Annotated in this window: 30 protein-coding genes and 1 pseudogene; 3 read left to right on the top strand and 28 right to left on the bottom strand. The window is 38.9% G+C overall.

Annotation, left to right across the window (positions count from 1 at the left end; all coding sequences use genetic code 11):
• Positions 1-36: 36 nt before the first annotated feature.
• The 10 genes from QFZ77_RS23085 to QFZ77_RS23040 all read right to left on the bottom strand — a co-directional run bounded on the left by QFZ77_RS23085 (position 37) and on the right by QFZ77_RS23040 (position 9,096).
• Positions 37-1,893 (bottom strand): ATP-binding protein, encoded by a 1,857-nt coding sequence (locus QFZ77_RS23085; protein ID WP_307442964.1) that lies wholly within the window; start codon positions 1,891-1,893, stop codon positions 37-39.
• A gap of 26 nt (positions 1,894-1,919) precedes the next feature.
• Positions 1,920-2,591: an HNH endonuclease gene (locus QFZ77_RS23080; protein WP_307442962.1), complete on the bottom strand. Its 672-nt coding sequence runs from the start codon at positions 2,589-2,591 to the stop codon at positions 1,920-1,922.
• Complete coding sequence (locus tag QFZ77_RS23075; protein WP_307442961.1) at positions 2,592-3,932, bottom strand: AAA family ATPase; 1,341 nt, start codon at positions 3,930-3,932, stop codon at positions 2,592-2,594. It lies immediately after the preceding gene.
• Between the two features lie 585 nt (positions 3,933-4,517).
• Complete coding sequence (locus QFZ77_RS23070) at positions 4,518-5,810, bottom strand: TolB family protein (protein ID WP_307442960.1); 1,293 nt, start codon at positions 5,808-5,810, stop codon at positions 4,518-4,520.
• Between the two features lie 355 nt (positions 5,811-6,165).
• A complete protein-coding gene (locus tag QFZ77_RS23065) occupies positions 6,166-6,624 on the bottom strand; it encodes a methyltransferase (RefSeq protein WP_307442959.1) in 459 nt (152 codons plus the stop codon).
• Between the two features lie 67 nt (positions 6,625-6,691).
• Positions 6,692-6,913 carry a hypothetical protein gene (locus QFZ77_RS23060; RefSeq protein WP_307442958.1) on the bottom strand — a complete coding sequence of 74 codons (222 nt, stop codon included), beginning with the start codon at positions 6,911-6,913 and terminating at the stop codon, positions 6,692-6,694.
• Positions 6,914-7,098: 185 nt separating this feature from the next.
• Entirely contained in the window at positions 7,099-7,548 is a 450-nt protein-coding gene (locus QFZ77_RS23055) for a hypothetical protein (protein ID WP_307442957.1), read from the bottom strand.
• Positions 7,549-7,560: 12 nt separating this feature from the next.
• The gene (locus QFZ77_RS23050; protein ID WP_307442956.1) at positions 7,561-7,719 is read right to left on the bottom strand and encodes a hypothetical protein; all 159 of its coding nucleotides are present in this window, start codon (positions 7,717-7,719) and stop codon (positions 7,561-7,563) included.
• A gap of 30 nt (positions 7,720-7,749) precedes the next feature.
• A complete protein-coding gene (locus tag QFZ77_RS23045) occupies positions 7,750-8,217 on the bottom strand; it encodes a GNAT family N-acetyltransferase (RefSeq protein WP_307442955.1) in 468 nt (155 codons plus the stop codon).
• Positions 8,218-8,403: 186 nt separating this feature from the next.
• A complete protein-coding gene (locus QFZ77_RS23040; protein WP_307442954.1) occupies positions 8,404-9,096 on the bottom strand; it encodes a CTP synthase C-terminal region-related (seleno)protein in 693 nt (230 codons plus the stop codon).
• A 290-nt stretch (positions 9,097-9,386) separates the two neighbouring features.
• Here QFZ77_RS23040 and QFZ77_RS23035 point away from each other — a divergent pair, with 290 nt between their 5' ends.
• Complete coding sequence (locus QFZ77_RS23035; RefSeq protein ID WP_307442952.1) at positions 9,387-9,719, top strand: PadR family transcriptional regulator; 333 nt, start codon at positions 9,387-9,389, stop codon at positions 9,717-9,719.
• A complete protein-coding gene (locus QFZ77_RS23030) occupies positions 9,716-11,086 on the top strand; it encodes an FtsW/RodA/SpoVE family cell cycle protein (protein ID WP_307442951.1) in 1,371 nt (456 codons plus the stop codon). The genes QFZ77_RS23035 and QFZ77_RS23030 overlap by 4 nt, the downstream gene beginning before the upstream one ends.
• 188 nt (positions 11,087-11,274) lie before the next feature.
• Here QFZ77_RS23030 and QFZ77_RS23025 read toward each other — a convergent pair whose 3' ends face one another.
• The 6 genes from QFZ77_RS23025 to QFZ77_RS23000 all read right to left on the bottom strand — a co-directional run bounded on the left by QFZ77_RS23025 (position 11,275) and on the right by QFZ77_RS23000 (position 14,992).
• Positions 11,275-11,751, bottom strand: a complete 477-nt coding sequence (locus QFZ77_RS23025) for a DUF4871 domain-containing protein (protein WP_307442949.1) — start codon at positions 11,749-11,751, stop codon at positions 11,275-11,277.
• Positions 11,752-12,005: 254 nt separating this feature from the next.
• On the bottom strand, positions 12,006-12,410 hold the full coding sequence (locus tag QFZ77_RS23020; RefSeq protein WP_307442948.1) for a hypothetical protein: 405 nt from the start codon (positions 12,408-12,410) through the stop codon (positions 12,006-12,008).
• Positions 12,411-12,590: 180 nt separating this feature from the next.
• Entirely contained in the window at positions 12,591-13,040 is a 450-nt protein-coding gene (locus QFZ77_RS23015) for a hypothetical protein (protein ID WP_307442946.1), read from the bottom strand.
• Between the two features lie 338 nt (positions 13,041-13,378).
• On the bottom strand, positions 13,379-13,657 hold the full coding sequence (locus QFZ77_RS23010; RefSeq protein ID WP_307442944.1) for a hypothetical protein: 279 nt from the start codon (positions 13,655-13,657) through the stop codon (positions 13,379-13,381).
• Between the two features lie 145 nt (positions 13,658-13,802).
• Positions 13,803-14,378, bottom strand: a complete 576-nt coding sequence (locus QFZ77_RS23005; RefSeq protein ID WP_307442942.1) for a DUF3841 domain-containing protein — start codon at positions 14,376-14,378, stop codon at positions 13,803-13,805.
• Between the two features lie 158 nt (positions 14,379-14,536).
• Positions 14,537-14,992: an SMI1/KNR4 family protein gene (locus tag QFZ77_RS23000; protein ID WP_307442941.1), complete on the bottom strand. Its 456-nt coding sequence runs from the start codon at positions 14,990-14,992 to the stop codon at positions 14,537-14,539.
• 466 nt (positions 14,993-15,458) lie between these two features.
• Here QFZ77_RS23000 and QFZ77_RS22995 point away from each other — a divergent pair, with 466 nt between their 5' ends.
• A complete protein-coding gene (locus QFZ77_RS22995; protein WP_307442939.1) occupies positions 15,459-16,187 on the top strand; it encodes a hypothetical protein in 729 nt (242 codons plus the stop codon).
• 217 nt (positions 16,188-16,404) lie between these two features.
• Here QFZ77_RS22995 and QFZ77_RS22990 read toward each other — a convergent pair whose 3' ends face one another.
• From QFZ77_RS22990 to QFZ77_RS22940, 12 genes and pseudogenes are all read right to left on the bottom strand, one after another.
• Complete coding sequence (locus QFZ77_RS22990; RefSeq protein ID WP_307442937.1) at positions 16,405-16,929, bottom strand: GrpB family protein; 525 nt, start codon at positions 16,927-16,929, stop codon at positions 16,405-16,407.
• A 158-nt stretch (positions 16,930-17,087) separates the two neighbouring features.
• On the bottom strand, positions 17,088-17,225 hold the full coding sequence (locus tag QFZ77_RS22985; protein WP_307442935.1) for a hypothetical protein: 138 nt from the start codon (positions 17,223-17,225) through the stop codon (positions 17,088-17,090).
• A 130-nt stretch (positions 17,226-17,355) separates the two neighbouring features.
• On the bottom strand, positions 17,356-17,838 hold the full coding sequence (locus tag QFZ77_RS22980) for a hypothetical protein (protein ID WP_307442934.1): 483 nt from the start codon (positions 17,836-17,838) through the stop codon (positions 17,356-17,358).
• Between the two features lie 111 nt (positions 17,839-17,949).
• On the bottom strand, positions 17,950-18,438 hold the full coding sequence (locus QFZ77_RS22975; protein ID WP_307442932.1) for a GNAT family N-acetyltransferase: 489 nt from the start codon (positions 18,436-18,438) through the stop codon (positions 17,950-17,952).
• Positions 18,439-19,079: 641 nt separating this feature from the next.
• Positions 19,080-19,445: a hypothetical protein gene (locus QFZ77_RS22970; RefSeq protein WP_307442930.1), complete on the bottom strand. Its 366-nt coding sequence runs from the start codon at positions 19,443-19,445 to the stop codon at positions 19,080-19,082.
• The gene (locus tag QFZ77_RS22965; protein WP_307442928.1) at positions 19,366-20,244 is read right to left on the bottom strand and encodes an SDR family NAD(P)-dependent oxidoreductase; all 879 of its coding nucleotides are present in this window, start codon (positions 20,242-20,244) and stop codon (positions 19,366-19,368) included. Before QFZ77_RS22965 ends, QFZ77_RS22970 begins: the two co-directional genes overlap by 80 nt.
• Before the next feature lie 156 nt (positions 20,245-20,400).
• Complete coding sequence (locus QFZ77_RS22960; protein WP_307442926.1) at positions 20,401-20,727, bottom strand: MFS transporter; 327 nt, start codon at positions 20,725-20,727, stop codon at positions 20,401-20,403.
• Positions 20,711-20,995 carry an IS3 family transposase gene (locus tag QFZ77_RS22955; protein WP_307442925.1) on the bottom strand — a complete coding sequence of 95 codons (285 nt, stop codon included), beginning with the start codon at positions 20,993-20,995 and terminating at the stop codon, positions 20,711-20,713. Before QFZ77_RS22955 ends, QFZ77_RS22960 begins: the two co-directional genes overlap by 17 nt.
• Positions 20,922-21,251: pseudogene (locus tag QFZ77_RS37945) on the bottom strand (transposase); the annotation flags it as partial. The gene QFZ77_RS22955 and the pseudogene QFZ77_RS37945, both read right to left, overlap by 74 nt.
• 271 nt (positions 21,252-21,522) lie before the next feature.
• A complete protein-coding gene (locus tag QFZ77_RS22950) occupies positions 21,523-22,275 on the bottom strand; it encodes an SDR family oxidoreductase (protein ID WP_307442922.1) in 753 nt (250 codons plus the stop codon).
• 134 nt (positions 22,276-22,409) lie between these two features.
• The gene (locus QFZ77_RS22945) at positions 22,410-23,162 is read right to left on the bottom strand and encodes an SDR family NAD(P)-dependent oxidoreductase (RefSeq protein ID WP_307442920.1); all 753 of its coding nucleotides are present in this window, start codon (positions 23,160-23,162) and stop codon (positions 22,410-22,412) included.
• A 388-nt stretch (positions 23,163-23,550) separates the two neighbouring features.
• Positions 23,551-23,736, bottom strand: coding sequence for a hypothetical protein (locus QFZ77_RS22940; RefSeq protein WP_307442919.1), 186 nt, complete (start codon positions 23,734-23,736; stop codon positions 23,551-23,553).
• Between the last annotated feature and the right edge of the window lie 41 nt (positions 23,737-23,777).

The raw sequence follows: 23,777 nt of genomic DNA, 5'->3' as shown, positions 1-23,777 counted from the left end.
TCACTAGTTTGTGAACTTCTTGCCTCTTTTATCTCACTAATTCGTTTCAGTACCAGCTGCAACTTCGCTAAATAGCATACCTCTACTTAGTCTCTTATGGATTTCAATAAACCAACCTTCAATTTCTTTCTCTTTGTCAATTGCACATAGATGCTCATATGTCATTGTTGCAGCTACCTTATCATTTAGCCATTTCTTTATTTTTGACTCTCCCATTTCTGAGATTCCACAAAGCAACTTTGGAACATCATCAAAATCACCAAAAGTTACATCCAGGTTCATTACATTTTTGATACATTCAGGGTGAATGTAGTTCTCCAGTTCTTTTTTTGAAGTTATAAAAGCAACTGAGCCATCCTGCCTCTGGTTAACACTATTTGCAGAGAACAGATATTTAGGCTCTGCTGGAGGTTCATAATCCCTATCGTAAATATGAATTTCAATGGCTCCTAGGTTCTTTAAATAACGGTGCTTAACCCACTCTGCTAATGAACTTCCACCTAACGGTAAGACAGTTATTCTAGGATCACTATTTATGTCCGGAAAAGATGGCTCTTTCTCATGTAATACTTTGCTAATGTGTTTTAGGAAGTGTACATCGTTAGATCCCTCAACACATATAATTACAGGTGTTATTACTGTGGAGACATTTGGCATGATACCTAAAGCCGATGCAACCTGTTCAAATACAAAATCAGTCTTCTCAAGCACAACTTTTTGACCCTCTGAGTTAACTGTGATATATCTAAGTGAATCGGTCGGGACTTCACCAGCTAGTGCTGGTACATGAGTAGTAATTAACACCTGACAGTTATCTTCAGTTGAGAGTTCAAGCAGGGTCTTAATTATTTTTAGTTGATTTGTTGGATGTTGTGATGTTTCTGGTTCTTCAATCGCATAAATAACAGGGATTGAAGATTGACCTCGTTTTCTCTCTACTTCAGCTTTAAAAAAGCTAAGTAATATTAACCTTCTAACACCACTGCCTCTTTTATTTATTGGAATTGAATTATCTCCGCTAAGGGTAAGCTTAAATAAACTATCCCATTTTGGATCATTTTTAAACTGCGGCAATAATTCGTTTGCTAATGCAGGATCAAATCCTTTGAGATGCTGCAGAGTTCGATTGGCAACCTCTTCGACGTTACGTTGGATCTCTCCAACTATTTGAGTGATTTCAGTTTCTACTTGTCTAATTGCTTCAATAATAGCTAATTTCATTGGATCTTGAACTTCAGAGTCGTCGTCTTTACTTGGACGATCTGCTTGAAATAATGCGTATATTGGCAGTTTCTGTTTAAGACTCTCCCAGATACTTTTTCCATCTTCTTTGTTTAGTTGTATATATCGTTCAGAAAGCTGTAATTGGCCATCATAATGTTGGTATATTGCTCTTCGAATGGATGAGCTAATCCGGAGATCAACACCGCTTTCTTCCATATCCAATTCTTTTAATCGGCCTTTAAGGTCCGAAATTTTTAACTGTAGTAAATCGTTCAATTGCGGTTTATTAGGATGAATACATTTTATGAGGACACTTTCCTTTGGAGATTTGTTGGAACAATCAAATAACTTATGTATCTCAAGGTTACCTTCATAGTTTAATAAGAATTCCTCATCTAAATTTGTTGTAGAGGATGAGTCGATAACAATACTTTCTGGAACGTCTGTAAATACACATCCGATTCTAACTATCTTAGTTTCATTATGAACACAGTAATCATTTGAATCAATTTTCACTACTTCATTATTAAAGAAAATTTCCATTGCTTCGAGTAAAGTAGATTTCCCTGCATCGTTTGCACCTATAAATGCAGTTAAATCAGAGATCTCAATACGAACCTCATTTTTATAAGATCTGAAGTTTTCAATAATTAATGTTTTTAATTTCATAGACCCTCCAGGCAATAGATCTCATTTTAGACATTTTGGTGTTTATTGAAGTAATGATAGTTTGTACCAGAGAAAGCATTAATTAATCTATCAACCATGTCTTCGTCATCTTTAAATATAGTTATCCAGACTGACCAGTATCCTCTTGCAATTGCTAAATCTATTATATTGCCTCTTTTTTCTTCTGTATCGTTTTCCAACAATTGATTGTAATATCTTTTTGCAAGTTCCCAGGTCTCAAAACGATATAGTTGCCTTTCATCTGTTTGAGTCCCGTCTATCAGAGGATCATTGATTGTTATTCTATCTAATCCTATTAAATCAATCATTGCCTGGGCTTTTTTTATATCACTAGTTTTCGAAGCGAAAACAAACCCCTCAAAATAAGTAAAGAAGAGATATGTATTGTGAAGGTCTGGCCATACATAGTCCTCAATAATTATAGGCTTGTCGTTTTTAATGGGATTACAATTTGGACAAGCTATAAGAAAATTAGTCCACTCTAGTTCTAAATCGGGTCTAAGGGATTTTGGATGTATGTGCTCTATTTGTACGCCATATTCAAGCCTGCGCTCACAGTAAGAACAGTAAGGTCCAATACTTAATTTTAAATGACCTCGCGCTTCAGAATAATGATTAAATATTATCTTCGCACCTTTTGCATCCGTAGGTGCTGCTCCTCTTATAATTGGTCGCATTTACTTATTCTTTCCCTTTCGCTCTAATTCTTCCTTCTCAAGTTCAAGTATCGCGTGAAAGGCAATATTGTCACTAAATATAACAGTTAACTCGTCTATTCTGCTTTTAAGTTCATTAATATTGGGATCTAAAATTGGAGTTTGTTCGGGATTTTCAATTTTCTCTTTTATCATTGAATAATACTCTTTAGTTAGATAAAACAAATCCTGTAACTTTTGATTTCTTTGAGGGTGTTTAATCCCCATAATGTTTGTTGAAACATCTTCTAGACTTTTATTTACAAATAAATGAGGAGAAGTTAAGCCTAGACTTTCATTTGTGTGCTCACCTAAAAGTAACAACTCACCAGGTTGAAGTGACTGTACAATAAATGGAGAATGAGTTGTTGTAATGAATTGAACATTAGGGAATGTAGATTTTAAATCTTCTACAATGTTTCGTTGCCACTTCGGGTGTAAATGTAAGTCAAGCTCATCTATTAATACAATTCCATGTGTTTTAAGATGATCTTCTAAAAAGGGATTTAATATCGTCATCCTATACGCAATGTCAGCTACCATACTAATCATACTTCTGTATCCATCGCTTAATAAGTAAAAAGGGATAACTTCTTCTCCAAAAATCAATATTATTTCATTAGTTAAATGTTCGTAGTAAATATCTATGACACCGGCTCTTTCAAGACATTTTTTAATAGCAGTTTTAACAGAAGTTAATGCATTAGATGGCTTTTCGTTGAGGTTTATCATACTCATTTCAATAAACCATTTTTCAAATTCAGACTCATTGGTTGTAGGCATTAGAAAATTACTATATCCCGCATAACGAGAATCTAAATTAAGCTTTTCTGAATATTTAGGATCGCTCGTGGTCCAAAGTCTGTTAGTATGATAATAAACAAAAATAGGCAAAGGGAATTCAATATCCAAATCTATATAAAATTTCACTTCATCAGCAAGGTCATATACACTACTATCCCCATAAACACTCGATATTCTATCGACAAGTTCGCTCGCCCAAAACTTATCTATATCATCATCTAAATAAATTGACCATTCATCTTCGAATTTTACTAGACATTCAATCATAGCCATTGGTCTAGGTTCAATAGTCAGTTGGTGTATATTTCGTTTTAAAAATATATCTGCATGGTGGATTTTCCTAGACTCTTCTTTAGCGAAAATAGCGATAAATTCTGATATAACAATTGATATACCATCCATTATTGCGGTTTTTCCAGTACCATTTTCCCCTACGATTACGGTAAAGTTATTCATAAATTTTAGTTCCATATTACTAAAGTTCCTAAAGTTTTTTAGCCACAACTTATCTAACCTCATCTTTACCTCCAGAATTCCTAAAAAGTTCATTAGGAAATTCTACCATAGTTCTTTAATACTATATAGCCTATTAACACGACAAAATAGGTCAGCGTTTCCTCTGTCCTCATCTTTGTTTTTATATATTGTGTCACAACCCATATAAAAGCAGGCTGAAACTAGCATTTTTATCTCAGACGTAAATATAGGTTACATAGTATTTTGTACAGATGTCTGTATGAAGACTCAATGCCTTGTGCATCCGCTTTTCCCCCAGATTTATGTAGTATCAGTTCCCTGAAATCCTTTATGCTGATATTAACTAACGTTCACCGTTAGTTGAACGACTATCGCTTTCAAGTCATCCCTTGCGGAATGGACTTTTTCCTGAAACAAACCGATGGTGGACCATCGGTTCCACCATATACAAAGTTGCATTAAACTGCCCGTCCCTCAATAAAAACAAGAATCAGCTGCACCAGCAGATCTGCTCCTTGTTTTGTTCAACTATAGTATCCGTTAAATTTGGGTAATTTTTAATTTTTTCTCTATTATATCTGTTTTCACATTCCTGCCTAACATATCATCTCAAAAACTGCCTCTAATTCATTCTCTTATTTTTGCGATCCAAGTCGTGTCATCGTCCAGATAAACGAGCACATGCATGGCGTCGATCCAGTGATTTGTCCCAAGCGGATATATGTTGGCTGTGCCTTCTGGTTTTCCGTATGAACTCATAGTTGATGAGGCGGAATCTATGATAAGCAGTATGTTATTGTCCCTATAGCCTTTTGTTTTATCTATAACCTCTATGCCATTGCCGTAAAACGCATACTTTGCCCCATCCGGAGACCATTCACCCGCTGTATTGAAAAAGTAACCTTGCGGAAAGCCAGCGACCATCGTTTCCTTGCCATTTTCCACGTTTAACAACCATAAATCTTTTTGAACGGAAGCTTCCACTACCTTTCTAAAAAGGACCTTTGCCCCATCAGGAGATATAGCGATTGACGAACCGTTTACCGGCAACTCTTTAACTTCGCCACTTGTAGTGTTTACAATAATTAGAGAATGTTTATCGGTTTCGGCAGCGACTAAATCTTTTGCAGTACCTACAATCGTCAGGTTGCCGTACTTTTGAGAATCAATGAGTAATTTTTCATTACTACCATCTTTATTTACAATATAGACGCTTTGCCCTCTTTTTACCGAGAGAATTCCATTTCTATTGGATACAAATGCGATTTTCATCCCGTTCGCCATCGGATGCGGATCCGAACCCCAGTTCAAACTATATTTGCTTTCCCCGGAGTTGGCTTTGTCCGTTTTGACCTTAATGTTCAGTTCATCATAGCCTTTAGTGCTTAAAATGGGATTTGCTGAATTGCCGTCCTCCGATAAGAGCCATAAGTTTTTTTGATCTCCATCACTTCTAACCAGACCTCCACTTGCCATTTTCATCGACATTCCATCTGCTGGAAACAGTTGATTCTTTACCGTAAAACCCGTGCCCATAGCTAAGGGTTTCATCGCTATTTCGAGTGTCTCGGGGCTTGAAAATTGTTGGTCAGAATCCCGCATAAAATAGGCGGTAGTCGTCCCCAAGGTAAAATCCTTTCCGGAATGTCCTTTTAATCCAATATAGGTGATCGGTTCTGGATATAGAATGATTCCATCTTTGGTGTGAAAAACATTAAGATCACCCTTCCCTATCTTTTTCCATGTCCAAGGGTGAAGAGGTTCAACGGAATTTGTTGGTATCGAAGTTAGTTCAGTACTGGGAACCGGTGTAATAATGGGTGAAGGGAGAGCCGTATTTTCGTTGCCCTGTTTAGAATCGCATCCGGTTAGAGTGATGCATAATAAAACACAGACAAGTAAATAATTCAAACTTTTCATAAGCAAACTTCCTTTCATTACATTTAGTTCGAGCTGATAATGGCTAACGATCATCGGCTGCTAAGTTTCTTAAATACGGGATCTTCGAAACCCATATATTTACATATATTAGACGTAATGAGTTCTGATTTGTTGCAACAAGGGGAAAAAGTCTCATACCAAAGAAAAATAGCGTATGAAGGAATCGCAACCTGCATCTGTTCCGTTCTACTGCCCGTTTACTTCAACGAACAAGAGCAGGTCGCTTCCGCGCCTGCTCCTGTTGTTATCATTTCACTATCGTTTCCGTTAGTTTAACGAAGCTACCGATCGATCAACATAGTTCGAGAAGACTTTAATTAAAGAATATCACGGATTATTTCTTAACCTCGAAACTAACTTTTATATGTTCGATGTCTTTTTCCAACAAAGTGTATTGTTCTTTATCTTCCTGGTTGTTAGGATCGTATTGCACATCCGTTGGAGTGTCAAATGCATAGACAATATTACCTAGCTCACCAATTTTAGAAATATGAATAATCTTAGCTAGTTCGATCCCTTTGGTTTCCCACTGATCTTTAGGCCAAACCTCAACCCTGAATAATTCGCCCTTTCCAACCTTTGTGATAAATCTGAAGGCCATAACATCTTCATGTTTGAGTTCAACAACTTCATAATTGTCGTGCCATTTAGATGGTAACGCAAGGCTGAAATTATACTTCTCGTTCTCATACTTAATACTTTTAGTGATCGCAGTCGTATCTTTTGAACAAGCGGTGAGAAATAGGACTGTGATTAACAGTAACAATGCTGTACGAACTACTAACTTAATCATAGACGATTCTTCAACTCCTCCAGAATGCTATCGTTCACCGTTAGTTGAACGGATTTCTTGTCCAATATTACTGTTTATGATTTTTGAATCCAACAAATCCTATACCGACACTAACTATTCCAAATATCACAACTTTTAACCATGATATCGTTGCAATGGTAACATCAGAACCAATATGTTCGAACTCAAATATTAACCACCATTCTTCATATTTGTGGAATAACGAGAAGGCAAACCAAAAAATGAACACTATTATTATTGCGAATATGTATAATGCCACTTTCTTCAATTCCCCACCTCCTGCAATTATACCTATATGTTAAAACACTAATATATATACTTGCTGGAAAATGCCCGTTTTTTAATAAAAAAAGAAAAGTGGAGGAGGAGCGCCTGCCGCGCAGCAGGCTCCTCAACTATAGTTCCCAGTTAGTTTAATCCCCCATCACAAACGAGTTGTCTTCACGAACCCAGCTATTCATTGGATAGAATTACTTCGTTCCCATCTTTATTCATATGAAACCCCTCAATCAAAGGAAGTTGAAATCTTTCTTTAGTTGTTGAGTTAAATTGTAATACACATATCGCTTTATGCCCTTGTTCAATCTTATCCACGGGTAAATATACAAGTGGGTTTATAATTGTACAAATTCTGCATTCAATTTCTTTGATTGCTTTGGGATTATTTCTATACCAATAACGGTTAAATTCTTGACCAATATAAATATCTTGTTCCATAAATGAGACAAAAACATAAATTAAGTTTTCAGTTTCATAATCCAATTTTAAAAAATCATGGATAACCTTATCCCATTCTTGATTTATTCTATCCTTGAATCTTTTGATTTGTTTGAAAACTAAATCTGTTTTATAGGTATTTATAAACTCTGAAGGGAGCATACCCTGAACTGTAATGGTATTCATTTTGACTCCTTTCTATTTGTGAATTCTGCCCGATAGTTGAGCGGATCGCACAGAAACGAAAACAGGCGATAAATCCCAAGCTCCCTGATATCCAGTACCTAAGATGCCTTGTAATTCTGTTGCAATATCTTCAAGGTTAGAATCATATTTCAAATGTATTGTTTGCTTCAATAATTGTCTCTCCTTTACTTTGTCATGTTATTATTGAATTCTCGTTTCTACGTTTGTTCGATCCCCTAACCTTTTCTTTAACATCTGTTCATCGTCTTTAACATAATGGCAATGTTCATACGTTCTAATTGCAGCATCATTCTTTCTACCTGTCAGTACCTTCATACTTTTTACTCCGCGTTCCCTAAGGTTTTCTTCCAGACAAGAAATAATTGCAATTGCAATTCCTTTTCTTCGGGCTTGTTCTTCTACATAAAGTTCAGTAATTTCTCCGTGTGGTTCTTCATAACAAAATGAATAAAAACTTTGAGCACAGCCAAAACCAACGATCTTACCCATTATCTCTGCTACGGCAATCAACTCGTTACGATTAGTATTTAGGCGTTCAATTATCTTAGCTGGAGGTCTTTTTACCCCACCATTAAACTCTTGATTTAGTCTAGAAAGTTCTTCAGCATCCGTTAAAGATGCTAGCCTTACATTTGCAACAGATTTCATTTCTAGTCTCCTCAACCATCATATATACATATTCTACCATAACGATACTCTATATTGTTGAAGAAAACTGCCCGTTAGTTCAACGGACAACGGCAGCCGATCGTGTGCCGGCTGCCGTCATGTCATGATTGATTTATACTTCCTCGTTAGTTCAATTATCTATGTACTAACCACTTTATAGCAGATTTATAGCTTGTTAAATACAGTATTAATAAAGGAGTCAACGATGCAGTGTGTAGAATCCGAGGTCGAGCTTAATTGAGGAACAAATAACGTACCGATGAAGAACTTATGTTCAGGTATCTCAATTATTCTAGGATTCCCTATGGAATCTGTCCCGACTATTCTTAATCCCATTTCATGAATTTGTTTCTCATATTCTGGACTAATTCCATAGTTACATCTGAACTGTTCGATTACATTTTCCACCTGATAAATCTCAAAGACTCTCGAGGGTTTCTTTACTATAACTTCACTTTTTTGGCCAACTAATGAGCAAGCTAGTTTACTAATAACTAATTGAGTTGAGTGAGGATCTCGTTCTTCGTGTCCTGCATTCTCCAACATCATTTTGTTTCTTGCATACTCCATAATGATGTATTGAAACCCACCGCATGTTCCTAGCAAAGGTACATTGTTTTCGCGAGCAAATTGAATAATGCTTAATACCCCATCAATAGAATCGGGAAGCCCTGGGCCTATCCAAAAACCTTGATACGTTTTCTTAATGGTATCCATTTGTTTACTTATTGTAGCTGTAGGAATCCATTCATACTCGGCAGATACCCCTAATTTCCTAGATGAATGCATAAAAGCATTATTAGTAGAGATCTGTGATGGATATTCTAGACTAAAGTCACCAACAATTCCAATTTTCAATTTGTAGCCCCCCCTTTTCCAACTCAACTAGAAATTTATACTATAATTTGGCGATTATTTCAATGAGATGATTTCAATTCCGGTGCTAATTCCTATCTATACAAAACTGTCCTTTAAGCTGAATGAACAAAAGAGGAGATGCCGCGAGGCAAACTCCCCCACTATCGCTTTCCAAAAGTTTAATAAAAAATAATTAACTGGTAAAAGTTGCTGATAAGCTTGTTTTCTTTTATACTTATACATAGATAATCGATGCATATTAAATCAATGCCTGAAGAAAGGAAACCTCAATGAAAATTAATAAAGAGCTTATGAAAGGAAGCACCGTTATCATGATTCTTACCTTACTGGATCGCAACGATATGTACGGATATGAGATGACTAAAGAGATGGAGAAACACACTGATGGTGTATTCACTTTGAAGGAAGGAACACTATATCCAATTCTTCATACGCTTGAATCTGAAAATTATGTTGAATCATACTGGGACGAGAAAGATGGTCGTAAGCGTAAATATTATCGAATAACTAAGAGAGGGAAGGCCGAACTCAAAGTAAAGAAACAGGAATGGTATCTCTTTCGAAATACTGTTGATCGTGTCATTGGGGAGGGCAGTGTATGAATACGACGTATTCTCAGCATGACGAAATCAAACGTTTTTTGAAGCAAGTATGCGGACATATCAAGGCTAAAGAAGTCCACCACCAAGTAAGTATGGAGCTTGTCAGTCATTTGCACGAGTTAATCGATGAGAAAATTAGTAGCGGAATAGATCCAGATTCAGCTGTTAGGGAAGCGATTAGTCAGATGGGTACCCCGGACTTAATCGGTCAACAGTTTCATCAGGCACATCTCCCGCGTGTCGATTGGAGATTACTTACTCTAATAGCTCTCTTCATGATGTTCGGTTTGGTAGCCGTTTTTGCCGCTCAAACAGCTTTATCTAATCGTTTAGGCCTTAGTTCTATCGGATTTAAGCAAGTTATTTATTTTTGTGTTGGTGGATGTCTCATGCTGATGATAGGCTTCAGTAACTATAGTAAATTAGCTAGGTACTCATGGGGAATATACATTGGAACAATTTTGTTAATTATCTATTCCTTTGTAATAGCTGGGAGTACGACATTAGGTCCAGGTCTTAAAGGTTATATTTTTTGGGGAATATTTAAAATAAATATCATCTCACTCTCCCCCTACTTGCTTCTTATCTCATTAGCTGGTATTTGGACGACACAACAGCGATCAATTAAATATGAATCCTCATATCAGACTTTGTTTCGTGTTATTTGGATATACATCGGGACAGTCTTGTTACCAAGTATATTAATTCTATATGCACCATCGTTAGTGGATTTGGTGCTATTCTTTATTGGAAGTATGATCTTGTTGATTGTCTTAAGAAAAAATCGAATCTTTTTATTTACTCACCTTAGTCTGCTTGCCGTTTCATTGTGTTATTTCGTATTAAGAGCATCTTTTCATTCATATCAAATTGAACGTATTCTCGCTTTTACAAAACAAAATGAAGATACATTAGGTCAAAATTATATGGTCATGCAATCAAAAATCGCTATTCAATCAGCTGGCTGGTGGGGGCACGGTTTTGGATCACCAATCAACACCCTGCCTGAAATTCATTCCAATATGATCTTCAGTTTTCTCATTTATTGTTTCGGTTGGGCTGCAGGAATTTGTATTTTTATGACTGTCATACTTTTCGTCCAGCATGCTTTACGTATCACTTTTAAGGTGCAAGACCACTACGGAAAAGCATTGGTATCAGTTCTTCTAACCGTATTTGCTATCCAGTATATCTGGAGTATGCTCATGTCTTTAGGTTTAGCTCCATTGAGTTCTTTTACGCTTCCATTCGTAAGTTACAGAGGTTCGCTTGTGATGTTTCAATTTGCGGCAATAGGTCTCATGCTTAGTGTGTATAGACGCAAAGACCTTGGCTCTTGGATAAATACGTCCGAACAAAGTGATTAATAATCTCTGAAGGTTGATCTACGAAGAAGCTGATATCCGTTTTCACGGGCATCAGCTTTTTTTGGATTTGAAATATTATTATACCAATATGGCACACTTAGTAAATGCTAATAGTCAAAATTTGTAAAAAATGCGTGTTTCCTCCTAATTATTGGTTATAGAACTATCGTTTCTCGTTAGTTCAATACTTACTGAGAAACATCTACAACAATGCTTCCAAATAGTTCACCGCCTAAATAGGCATTTAGTTTCCATTTACCTGGATGTGGCAGTTCCAAGCCTGATGGAATATGTGCATCTGCTCCATTATTGGGACCACCTAAACCGCCCTCGTATTCCCATACATGTTTTTTCTCAGGAGTTCCCATACCTGTAAGTAAAGCTTGATGTTTATTGCCAGATTTAAGATCAACGGCTTCAACTCTAAATGGTGTCCGGGATAATTCTTGTTTCGTTCCCCAAAAATGCCACATATACTTATTCGCAGAATTTGCCTTAAACCCAGGAGTCAGTATGCCAATTCTTCCTTCAATCCCTTGTAAAGTATAGCTTCCGCTTTTGAAAGTAGGGCTGGCTTGAACGTCAACTTCTTTTTCGGATTTACAGCCACTTACTAATATACTAACTATCATAAACAGTGAAAAAAGAACAAATGGTACCTTCATAGGCTCCTCCACTCCATACATGTTTATTTAATATGACACTTCAATAGTTTAAAAAACCGTTCACTTTGACACTTTTTCATCCCTCGTTTTGACCTATTCTATAAACTATTTCTCCATGGCTCAATAATTTCCTTTATTTGTAACTAAACTGCCCGTTACTTGAATGAAAAAAAGAAGCTACCACGAGGCAAGCTCCTTCACTATCGTTTTCCGTTAGCTTAATCCCCTTACGCTGCGTTCATCTTTCTAGAAAATTAGTTTTTTTTCAGCTTTGCGATAGTAACCTTAATTTTTTCATCCATTTCGTTGCTTTGATTCTTTCCATAGACATAAAGTATTAACACATTATCTATAACGAACGCTTTGTGTTTTACAAAATCAACAGGTCTATTATAAAAATCTTCACGACCTTTTATCCGTTCTTTCTCTGACTTGAATATATAAAAATGAATTACGCCGTCAGTCAATTGGTAAAAGCTTGGGGTTACCTCGTTTATTCCTTGCTGGAATATGTTATCTGCAATTTCATCTGCTTCAGTGAGTTGTAAACCCTCATTTTGAAAAACTTCTAATACATGCTCAAGTGTCAAAGCTTTGTTTGAACTAGTACACCCTAATATTACCATAAGGAAAAGAAGGATAATTATATGAATTCGCATCTTTCCCCCGAGAATAGAATGACCTCAATAAAAAAAGAAGCGTTGCCGCGAAGCATACTGCTCAACTATCGTTTTCCGTTGAATAACCTTTTAGCTAAATATATACAAGTCAAATTATTATGAAGCTATAGGGACACGATAGCTACACGATAGCTTAATCTTCTTCTTTGATAATTCTCCCTAGTGCAGTTTAATCGTTTCTTTATCTTTTATAGATTCATTAATAAGATCGAGAACCTCAGATGTTACATTCCAATAATATCCATTACTATCCTGCCAAATTTGATTCCCTACATTCCACAAGCTACCACCATAAGTAGAATTAGTTTCTTTATTAATTCCTTCTTGTAATAGAATTTTTGGCATCTGAGAATATAACTCGCCTGGTGGAAAATTGTTTTCCATTTTTGTTGTTTTCTTCATTTTAGACATTTCATCTAAAATTTTTTCAAGAAGTTCTTTGTTGTTAATTTGGTAGGTATCAGTTGATGTATAAACAATAATATCTTGGATTTTAGATTTCCTTATTGTAAAACCGTAAATATTTATATATAACATTGTGTACAGCAAATAGCCTATTGCAATTAAAACTATTGGAATTATTAAGTATCTTTTCTTATTGAATTTCATTGAAACTTCCCCATCTCCTTTCTTATCCTGCCCCTTACTTTACAGATGCTTGGTGCATGTACAAAGTTTCGCAATATGGGAAATTTTAACTTTTACAAATTGGTTTCGCCATTTATGTAACTTATGGGTGCATTGAGTATAAAACAGCTTTTACCACCTCGCTCAACTGCCCGTTACTTCAACAGGCTGCCGAGTAAGCCCGCAGCCTGTTGTTATTGTGCTATCGTTCCTCGTTAGTTGAACGGCATTAAACCTTATTAACCCTATTACCCCAAAAACTCCAAACTTCCTACCCCACTGTTGTCTGTCGGCATTGGACCGCAGTGCGTTCGTAAAAATCATGGTCCAGTTCCATCCGCAATCACACGATAACCTAACATATTTTTCTTCACCCAAATAAACGATCGGGATACATCACCTACATAGTACAATTTCGCTCCCCCAAAAGAAGTACTTCCCGTCCCTTTAACTTGAGCACTGAAAACCTTAATCGGATGGAGAGAGAAGAATAAATGCTTCCTAACCGCTAATTCCGCCGCTGGAGTGGGAAAGAAAAACAAATAAATCACTAACAATGTCGTGATAGATATAACCCAATTCTGCTTTCTCTTCGACATCGACATTGTATCATCCTCTCGTACATTATTATCCTGGTTTTAAAGTCTGTGCAAAGGTCTACACGAGACAGCCCTATTGATATTGAACTATTGTTTCCCGTTAGTTTAATGCCTCGAGCTGCATCCTGAAACATTTACGCTATGTTTATCTCGCAATAAAATGCTCAACATTCATTATCTTATTTAATTCGATCTTGCCCGTCACACCTTGTAAAACTCTTTCTTCTGTCCCTTCCCATTCTACATCTCTGATTCTATTCCAGTGAAAAATTTTCTCCCAACTTTTCTGTTTTATTTCATCATTATCAATTCCGTTATCTTCAGCAAAGATATATTCATCCCAATCCTGTTCATTATCTGAGAGGTAATTATTATTTAAGACACAGTGCCAATCCATAAAATCTGATACAAGTACATCTTCCTCATTCAGATTAAGTTGGATTCTCACACACCTAGTACCTCTCCGAAAAAAACCGCCTGTTCGCATATCTGGTTTCTTCAACCACACCCAAATGGGATACTCATTATTATATTTGTTTAATCGGATACTCATCTGCTTCATCATCCACTTATATTGTTCTGAGAAGCCTGAAAATTCTGAAGATCCAACAATGAAGCCATGTTTCCTAAATTGATCCCAGGCTTCATTAGTTTGAAGTGTCCAGTAATATTTTTCCACTCGATATCCCCTGTCTTTGAGTCTGTCAAAAATACCTTTCATAATAACCACTTTTTTACTAACCTCGTAATAAAGTATTCGTGAAGGTATTTAAACTACCCTGCCCGTTACTTCAACGAGGCTGCCGTTTCATGTCGACAGCCTCGTCTTGGTTTCTTATTGAACATACGTTTCCGTTAGCACAATAAAATAAATCTTTTTTAATCTTCATACTCCCAATTACATAAACCCGTTAGAAACGAGTTGAAGTTATTAGCCAACTCAATAGTGAATCCGCTATCGCTCTCAATATATATTACTGGAGGTAGATCGTTGCAATTGCGGTAATCTAAAGCAATCCACCAGTGACCATCGCCTGATATGATGATAAGTTTCTTTGGTAGTCCCCATTCACTGATTAAGTAAGAACTTTGTAGTAATCCCTCATTCGGAGCTATCCCATATATGTGGTCAACCTTTATATGGTCATCCGCCCATTCAGTTGGAAGCGAAGTGGGATGTGCATCAAAATTAATGTATCCTCCGTTTTGCTTCTCCAGTAAGGTTATTAAGGATTCGGGTAGTTTGATCTTTAATTCTTTTTCTGCATGTGCCACCATTTCTTTTGTAAGGGGTTGTAACTTGAAGTAATCACTTTCCTGACTCCAGAATTCCAAAGTAAGAGCCCCTTTCTTTTAGCTTTTACTAAAGATATTACCATTTTTTATCTGTAATTGTTCATGAAATTTACACGGATTACTGTAGAAAGAAAATAAAGTATTAGACTGGATGTGTTGGTCCCACGCGGCTTTTTGAATTACAAAACCGCCAGATTTCGTAAAATAAGTATTAGACTGACCCCAAAATTTAAAACAGCGGTAGCCACGGACTAGAAAATAAAGTCCTAGACTGCCGTGACTGCCGCTGTCTTAATGAACTAACATCACCCCTTTAGTCGAAACACGTTGGTGAATTTCACTTTTGATTAGTTTAAATGCACATGTCTTGGTTTGGTCGTTCCTCATACACCCAATCACCTTTTTATTCCAATCATATGATGAGTAGGTAATAAGTTGATAAGAAAGAAACACTAAAAAACCTACAAAAAATTAAACAGGCATTTCTTAAAGGAGGGATTTTGACTTGAAGAGAAGTAATAGACCGTTAATTCTGATTCCTAGGCCGAGGATCATTACGAATAGGCGTTCTGCTAAGATCACCCCTACACAGATCACCCCTACACTCAACCTATTGATCGATTGGGATATAGTGTTGCGAAGAGATGATCCGGATTTTGATTTTGATAATCTGGAAGAGCAAGTTTTTGATGCACAGCGGAGAACAGGTGATTTTCTGTTTAAAAGATGCGGAATATCCCTTAATAATGGTAATAACAAGAGTGCTGGCCATATAATTTGTGGAGAGCGGGGAACACCCTGTATCACCCAATTAACTGAACGTGGTAACACTCAGATGGCAAGTCTAATTAATAATAATGAATTTCTGAGGCCGCCCCAAATGTTTCTTAATCGTCCCGTAATATCTGGAATTATAGTTCCGCGTGCAAGATTTACGGATAATCCCTCACTGTTAGGGACAACTCTAACTTTTGGTCAACCTAATCGCTACTCTATATACATTTTTCTTGATGTTAATGCACTTAATCCATCAAATCCTTGGATAATTGCACACGAGATAGGTCATGCATTACTTAACCGAACGTTTAGAAGTTTCCCTCCTCATGATCCCGATCCTCTTAACCTAATGCATGCGCCTGTACCCAGAGTATCTGACCCAAACAGAATTAAACTTAGGCCATCCCAAATTCAAGCATTTAGAAGAAGCAGGTTGCTTTTTAGGGAGCCACTTTAAACTGCCAGTTAGCTTAATGACGCGCCGTCAGTCTAATACTTTATTTTCCCAGTCTACAACTTTATTTTCTCAGTCTAATATTTTATTTACTTCTGACAATTACAGTACATCACATTGAGTTAAACTGCCCGTTAGGTGAGCGAAAGGCTGCCGATCGTGCCGGCAGCCTCCCATGCTGTGTATTGAACAACGTTCTTACGTTAGTTCAACCTAATAGTCATTTTCCATTACTTGTATCAATTTTAGCCTTTTCAATTATTTGTGTTATAAAGGGATGTTTAGCTTTCGTATATGCAGCTCTATCATTAGGATATTCTTCAGCAAGCTTCTTCTTCAAGCTACAGTATTGTATTAATACATCTGGATGCGTTTTTAAATAATCTCTAAACAAAATATTATTGTCCCAGTCTTCACCACCAAATTTATACATATGCAGATGATGTGTGCCAGCACCTCTTTCACCTTTTCTAAAGAACCTTCTATTTGGAAGTTCTTTGTGAAAAACGTGCTCATAGTTAATTCTGTGTAATGGTTCAATGAATTCATCTACCTTGTTTAAATCACTTACTCCAACCATAAAATCAATAATCGGTTTTGCGCCTAATCCTTCAACCGATGTACTACCAATATGTTCAATTCCAAGAATTCTATCACGTAATACTTCTCTTACTTTCATAGCTTCTTTTTGATATTGAAAAAACCAATCCGAGCTATACTCCTCAATAACTACGCTTTTCTCCATACACGCCTCCAGAAAAATGAATATTTCATTTATTTTAACACTTTATATTTCTATGTGTTTGAACTTAACTGCCCCATTACTTCAACGAGGCTGCCGAAGTGCCGGCAGCCTCGTCTTGGTTTCTAATTAAACAAACGTTCTGCGTTAGTTGAATCGTGTTAGACTCCGTAGAAATCTTTTAACTTTAGCCATGTCTCGTCTCCAAATCCAAAAGCAATAACTAGACTGTCTTTTCTATACTGTTCTTCTTTTGTATCTGACCACTCTGCCTTGCCAACCGAAAATCTTTTTTTCAATATTCCTTATCTCTCCCTTTTCAGATTTGTCTGCTCTCAGCCTGCTCATTGTTTTCTGCCAGAAGTCTGTTATTTGTGTGATATTGTTTCTCGTTAAGCGTAGTGAAGCATTCGTGTGAATTTCTATTCATTAGGATTCTAAAGGGAATACCTCATACATTCCAGCTAGCATTCTGCCAGTTAGTTTTCCATCAATTTTATTATTTTCTTTTGATATTATTTGTTCTAACAGGACCCATCTTGGGAGATCTTCACCTTCATTTTCTAAATCATAATCCCCACCTGCGGGGTCATCTAATCTATACAATACGCTGTTCAATGTCATTCTCGAAATCCAATATGCTAGAATTCCGATAGATTCTGACTTTACACCAGCACTAATCATTTCATCAAGTACGCCTGATAATTTACTATTCCTTCTAGTCATCTCGTTTTTTATCCAATTTTCATGGCTATCTAAGTAATTGTCTAATGATTTTTGGAATGGTCTTAAAAATCGAAGCATTGCAAGTGTCGCATACTTTTTGTCGGATATTTCTTGGTCCGACCAATACTCTGCGTTTTCAATGTCCATTTTTTCCATAGTCTCAATCAACTCTTGTTTATAATCCATTTGTTGTAATAGCCCCCTCTCAATTTTCATTGAACTACTAAATAAATATCCATATAAGGAACCAGAATCCCTACTAACTTACTTGTTACTGTCTCAGAAGTCAGCGATAAACTATTCTGAATAACAATAAGTAAACTCTTGAGCTGGGCCTTTGTTATCTTTTCTCCTGATCTCATAATACTGATCGCTTGTAAATTCCTTAATAACTTTTCTCCAAAAGATTTGTGCGGGAGTATTCCAATCGAATTGACTCACTCTCCATTTTCCCATATATAATTTAAATGCCTGTATAGCTGCTTGCTTTCCAATATTATTTCTACGATTTTTCCTCAAGATAAAGAAGTGATTGAGGTAGTACACTTCTTCCTCTAATAAATGCTTTATGATAACAAATCCTGCTAATTCTCCATCAACTCGAATAAAAAATAAATCATAGTTTGGATCTTCATACCAATCTCTGCAATTGAGAATCGAGATATACGATCCTTTTTCATTAATGTTGGAACTATTTAATTCTGAAAGATCATACGCAGCAAATTCAAAGAGATTTTTTAAAGCATCTAATCCTTCATCCGTAATTTTTTCCAATACTACAATCAATCTGTCACTTCCTAACCTCGGCAATTATGATATTATTTGCAACGACTTCTTATAATTGATTACACTAAGTTCGCCAAAAGACATGATATACCCTTTGTCCAAATAACTATGCTGCCCGTTAGCCGAGCGGTTAGGATTATTTTGTTGGCAAGTGGATAATCTCTTGAGTGATTCGATCCAAAAATTGATCTCCTAAAATGTAGGTGATTTTGTGTCGCCAGACTACAATGTTGGTACATTTGTGCATTTTTAGATGACACAAATCCTCCTACATAAAAATAAATAAGCCTGATTCCTCAGGCATTTGCATTTAAAATTATGTAGGCACATTTGTGTCATTGGACATCCTCTTTTTTCTGCAAAATTACAAAGCTGATCTCGGCTTTTGTCACCTGAACCAGCTACACAATGATGAGTTCACTATTGTCGGACATTTCATTTTGACAAGAACTTGATAACATAAAACAAAAAAGCCGCAATATATGCGGCATGTTACTATGTTCATGTCACCCGACATATGATGTGTCACATTATATACTTTGTTTCTCTTTGCTTATCCATCTAGAAAAAACTAAGTAAGCCGAGATCAGCTTGATCTCGGTTTTTGGCTTACGTTTTGTTTCTATCTCCCCCAAGTGCCTTCAATGCGAGAGCCGGATCTTCTTGTTCAGAATCGATATAATGATGTGCACCAAGATGGCGAATTCCTTCTTCTTTGTCCCTGCCGCGCGAGAAAGTGGTGCAGCTTCTAAGGCGGACAATTCATCCGGTATACGAGACAAACTTTCCTCGAAGGCCACCATGTATTCATCGTAATCACCGTCAATAGTCAGTCCTGTTACGTGGTTGTCTCCTCCATGCCATCCAATCTCGATACGTTCACCAATCTTCCACTTAGGGCGAGAGCGGCCGGCTGTATGGTTGGAATCAGACCGACAGCAGAGTGTTTCTAACGCCTTCGTACCTGCCGAGCAGGCGGCGTAAAGACTCCACGTGCATCTCGTCATACGCCAACTTCTGACGTTTCTCGAGGTCCTGCGGCTTTGAAAACCAGTAGCCGGAGATATCCTTGAGTGCTGGATCGCTGGCGAGCGCCACGATATTCATCGCGGACTGCGCAGGCGTGATCCCGAAGAGGTTATACATCACGCCGGCGATCGCCCTGGCAAAACCGGGATGCGCGCGAGTGATGCCGGTATCGCGGACCAGACCCGCGACAGCGCCACTAATGGCCGGTCCGCTCGGATGTTCGGCCGCGTACATCTGTTCATAGAGCACGCACGCAGACTGATTCTGCGCGATCGCGCGCATGGTGCTGAAGTTCTTTTCGAGCGAGGGATCGTCCTCGAACAACTGCGGCTTCTTCGGTGCTTGCGCGCTGACGAAGACCACGCGGCCATCCTCGGACTTTGAGAGTTCCGGCGTAAATGCCTCGGTGAGGAGATAGCGGCCCAGGAACTGCGTCGCCCAGCCTTCTTCCAGTCCATCGGAGCTCACCTTCCTTTTGGTGCCAACTACACCCATCGAGTGAACCAGTGCATCCAGCCGCCCGCCCAGCTGCGGCCTGAGGGTGCATACAAACTGCTCGATGCCGCTGAACAGCATCACGTCCAGCTGCAAAAATGCGATCCCCGCCGAGCAGTGGGGCCGAAGCCGCTCCACTGCGGCCGCGCCCTTTTCGGCGTTCCGGCCCACGATCCAAACCTTGTAGCCCTTCTTGCCGAGAGCTTCAGCGACGGCCAAACCGACGCCACTGTTGCCACCTGTCACCACTGCAGTCCGCGGCATGCCCTTACCCTCACTCATTATGATATCCTCCTTGATTGAATGCCGCAAGAAAATGAAACATCTCGCGTGATTTCGTCAATCCGTATGAATCCACGGCTCCATCTGATATGCTCAGTCATCTTGCATCCCCCTGTGATCAAATTGTGCTTAACATAGATGATCGTCCTGTATTGATTATCCTTTGTTCACTTGCTCCTTCGCGGTTAACAGCTGCTTAGGGCTATTTTCCTTCGGCGCATGGGTGCGCTTAATGAAGAGGCTGATGACCAGCGCAAACACCGCCAAGATCAGGCCAAACATGAAAGAGTCGTGCAGCCCCGCGACCATCGATTGGAGCGCTTCATGCGGCGAAGCCGGGTCCGGTGATGTTTTCATATAATCTTTCGCGCCAGACGACATGATGCTGATGAACAAAGCAATACCGATCGCACCCGCAACCTGCTGCAACGTGTTCAAGATGGCGGTGCCGTGCGCATAAAGGTGGCTAGGCAGCTGATTCAAGCCCGTTGTCTGCGCGGGCATCATGACCAGAGACATTCCGATCATCATACTTGATGCCTAACTGCTGCATAAGGCGCAGAACCTTCTTATGGTTAACAATAAGATTATGCTGACGGTATAACTCATCTCGTATGCGACGGTATCCCAGAATCTTATCTCGTTCTTCATAGATCGTTTTGATTTTGAGTTTTAGTTCACCGTCCCGAACTTCCTTTCTGCGCCTCACATAGGCGTAGTAACCCCAAATAGCCACATAGTTCCTTAACACTTCTGGTTTTCTTTAGCACATCAATGATCAATGACGTCGTATCTGTCCTGCAATCCTCCCGTTTTAAGATTTGTATCCACTTTTTTAAGATGTCTACCTCCAACTGCAACCGTCGTATCTGGCGTTCATGCTCTGTCTCTATTGTCGAAGGATTCCCACGTTTATCCTTGAAAGCATCGATTCCACTTTTGCGATAGCTACTCATCCACCTCTTCACACGATCTTTATCCCGTATTTCTAATTGTTCCGTTATCTTTCTGTAGCTCCAGCTTTCTTAAACATGCAGTCGAACTGCCTCGATTTTCAATGATTCTGGATAATGTTTAAACGTTTGTCCTTTAATCGCCATGAAAAATGCACCCCCTATAAATTCATCGGTTTACCCAGGGGGTTTATCCAATGTCTATTATAGGGGGTGCACTTCAACCTCCAGAATGGAATGTTTATTTGGCCTTATATGTGGTTTTCCCTTAACTAAATATTGGTTAATCAACAGGCCTACATTTATTCCTTTTAATAATTAAAAATTATTGTAACGCTCCCCCGCTTAGTAGCAGTTGCTGGCCGCTCACGTAAGAGCTAAGTTCGCTAGCGAAAAATTCGGCGACATTCGCTACGTCTTCTAAATTGCCCAGCCTCCTCATGGGATGGCTTTGAGTAAATTGCTTAATAAATTCCGCGCGTTCCTCCGGATTGGAAAATGCTCCCGCACCTTCTATGCCCGTCGGCACGATTGAATTGACGGTCACTCCCCTATAGCCGATTTCCTTCGCTAACACCTCTACCTGGTACATTGGCGCGATTTTGCTACTGGCATACAAAGCTGCTCCGGGCAACGCGCTGGCTGTAGTGCTAGACGAAATATAAATTATCCGTCCATTATCCGCAACGTGCTTGGCCGCTTCTTGTAAAGTAATAAAAGTACCTTTGGTGTTGATTCGGAAAAACTTGTCGAACTGTTCCTCCGATATGTCGACCGTCGGAATTCGTTCCGATTCAATACCCGCGTTGGCAACGACAATGTCGATTTTCCCGAATTCCTTCAAGGATAATTGAAACATTTCTCGGAGTTCGTCCGCTTTGGAAATATCCGCTTGAAGCATTATAGCTTTAACGCCATATTTTAAAACATTAGCCATCGTTTCCTCTGCCGAAGCTTTACTGCTGCTATAATTAATGACGATATTTGCACCTAGAGAAGCATACCGCTCGGCGATCGCCTTACCGAGACCGCGCCCGGAGCCGGTGATTAAAGCAACCTTATTTTTCAAATTGGTCATAGATGTTTAGCCCCTTACCTGCTGTTATGTCGAATCAAATAAATGAATAAAGCGTGAACTGTTTTAGCAAGTTAGTTCCTACTTCGACAGGTCACGCTCGATTTCAGTTTTTTTTGATAAACATGTACATTAAATCAGATACCCATACCGCCGGATACTTCGATCCGTTGCGCGTTCACCCATCGATTCTCTTCCGATACGAGCGACGCGATCATCATGCCGAGGTCTTCGGGAAGCCCGGGACGACCAAGCGCGGTCATATCCGAGACCATTTTGTTTACTTGCGGATTATCGCGTACCATTCCCCCGCTGAAGTCGGTTTGAATGGCGCCCGGAGCGACGACGTTTACTTTGATGCGGCGTGGTCCAAGCTCTTTCGCTTGATACTTCGTCAATACTTCGATCGCGCCTTTTACGGCTGCGTAAGGAGGGCTGCCGACGATAATCCGGGTCAAGCCTGTAGAAACGTTCACGATTTCGCCGCCGTCGTTCATAATCGGAAGCAACTTTTGAGTCAAGAAGAAGACGCCTTTAATATGAATGTTATATAACGTATCCAGTTCTTCTTCCGTCGTGGATGCGAATGTGCCGTGATGGGCAGTGCCCGCGTTATTGACCAAAATATCGAAACGATCTTTGCCCCATGTAGCTGACAACGCCTCTTTCACGCTCGTAACGAAAGCGTCGAATGTGGAGGTATTGCTTACGTCCAGCTTTAACGCAACGGCCTTGCGGCCTGATTCTTGAACAAGTTTAACTGCCGTATCTGCTTCCTCGCTGTTGGTGTTATAAGTGAGGATCGTATCAAAGCCGCGGTTTGCCAACGCAACAACGGTGCTGCGACCAATGCCTCGGCTGCCGCCGGTTACAATAGCGATTTTGGACATGTTTAATTTCCCTCTTTCATAAATGTGTTTTCCGAACATATTATCATTCGGTCGAGTAAACTATATACCTAACCAAACGGTTAGTAAGATATATTTTCTTTCCTTTGAACCACAATCCCGGCCTCTCCTAGTGAACCCGCATTGATTTCGCAAAAGGAATACAGTCTGACACAGCAATTAACTCTGCTTCAACCACTTGCAGTTGTTGGCAAGCAATGTCGTATTCGGCCAAGAGCTGCTTTAGATGAAGTTTGTACACAGAATTACCTTGTTTAGTTTCAACTGAATGAAGAGAATGACTATAAGGCGCTCCCGGAATTTCCCATCGGTAAGCACTTGTTTATAGCATCTCGAAGTTGTTCAACCGATGGCGTTCCCGACTACAAATTCAAGCCAGCTTCAGACCATGCGATACGCTGGTTGACTTCAGGCCTGTCTTCCGAATCGCCTGCCCCAATAAGCGGTACACCGTTGGACAGAGCGAATTGTACGTTCCCATATTCAGTGGCAGGAAAGCGTTATAAGGCAAATATTTCGCAACGCGCACTTTAGCTGGCAACTCCCAAATCGACATACAGGGCATCCTTCTGTGCTTCATGACAACGACAGAAGCAT

The sequence above is a fragment of the Paenibacillus sp. V4I3 genome (assembly GCF_030817215.1).
In the GTDB taxonomy this organism is placed as follows: domain Bacteria; phylum Bacillota; class Bacilli; order Paenibacillales; family NBRC-103111; genus Paenibacillus_E.
The sequence above is the reverse complement of the archived record's forward strand: the minus strand, read 5'-3'. Positions and strand labels throughout refer to the sequence as shown.

Bases quoted from the DNA above. Each gene is read 5' to 3' on its own strand.
- QFZ77_RS23085 (WP_307442964.1), bottom strand. From the start codon at position 1,893: ATGAAATTAAAAACATTAATTATTGAAAACTTCAGATCTTATAAAAAT.
- QFZ77_RS23080 (WP_307442962.1), bottom strand. From the start codon at position 2,591: ATGCGACCAATTATAAGAGGAGCAGCACCTACGGATGCAAAAGGTGCG.
- QFZ77_RS23075 (WP_307442961.1), bottom strand. From the start codon at position 3,932: ATGAGGTTAGATAAGTTGTGGCTAAAAAACTTTAGGAACTTTAGTAAT.
- QFZ77_RS23070 (WP_307442960.1), bottom strand. From the start codon at position 5,810: ATGAAAAGTTTGAATTATTTACTTGTCTGTGTTTTATTATGCATCACT.
- QFZ77_RS23065 (WP_307442959.1), bottom strand. From the start codon at position 6,624: ATGATTAAGTTAGTAGTTCGTACAGCATTGTTACTGTTAATCACAGTC.
- QFZ77_RS23055 (WP_307442957.1), bottom strand. From the start codon at position 7,548: ATGAATACCATTACAGTTCAGGGTATGCTCCCTTCAGAGTTTATAAAT.
- QFZ77_RS23045 (WP_307442955.1), bottom strand. From the start codon at position 8,217: ATGAAATCTGTTGCAAATGTAAGGCTAGCATCTTTAACGGATGCTGAA.
- QFZ77_RS23035 (WP_307442952.1), top strand. From the start codon at position 9,387: ATGAAAATTAATAAAGAGCTTATGAAAGGAAGCACCGTTATCATGATT.
- QFZ77_RS23030 (WP_307442951.1), top strand. From the start codon at position 9,716: ATGAATACGACGTATTCTCAGCATGACGAAATCAAACGTTTTTTGAAG.
- QFZ77_RS23025 (WP_307442949.1), bottom strand. From the start codon at position 11,751: ATGAAGGTACCATTTGTTCTTTTTTCACTGTTTATGATAGTTAGTATA.
- QFZ77_RS23020 (WP_307442948.1), bottom strand. From the start codon at position 12,410: ATGCGAATTCATATAATTATCCTTCTTTTCCTTATGGTAATATTAGGG.
- QFZ77_RS23015 (WP_307442946.1), bottom strand. From the start codon at position 13,040: ATGAAATTCAATAAGAAAAGATACTTAATAATTCCAATAGTTTTAATT.
- QFZ77_RS23010 (WP_307442944.1), bottom strand. From the start codon at position 13,657: ATGTCGAAGAGAAAGCAGAATTGGGTTATATCTATCACGACATTGTTA.
- QFZ77_RS23005 (WP_307442942.1), bottom strand. From the start codon at position 14,378: ATGAAAGGTATTTTTGACAGACTCAAAGACAGGGGATATCGAGTGGAA.
- QFZ77_RS22990 (WP_307442937.1), bottom strand. From the start codon at position 16,929: ATGGAGAAAAGCGTAGTTATTGAGGAGTATAGCTCGGATTGGTTTTTT.
- QFZ77_RS22980 (WP_307442934.1), bottom strand. From the start codon at position 17,838: ATGGATTATAAACAAGAGTTGATTGAGACTATGGAAAAAATGGACATT.
- QFZ77_RS22970 (WP_307442930.1), bottom strand. From the start codon at position 19,445: ATGACGAGATGCACGTGGAGTCTTTACGCCGCCTGCTCGGCAGGTACG.
- QFZ77_RS22965 (WP_307442928.1), bottom strand. From the start codon at position 20,244: ATGAGTGAGGGTAAGGGCATGCCGCGGACTGCAGTGGTGACAGGTGGC.
- QFZ77_RS22950 (WP_307442922.1), bottom strand. From the start codon at position 22,275: ATGACCAATTTGAAAAATAAGGTTGCTTTAATCACCGGCTCCGGGCGC.
- QFZ77_RS22945 (WP_307442920.1), bottom strand. From the start codon at position 23,162: ATGTCCAAAATCGCTATTGTAACCGGCGGCAGCCGAGGCATTGGTCGC.
- QFZ77_RS22940 (WP_307442919.1), bottom strand. From the start codon at position 23,736: ATGTCGATTTGGGAGTTGCCAGCTAAAGTGCGCGTTGCGAAATATTTG.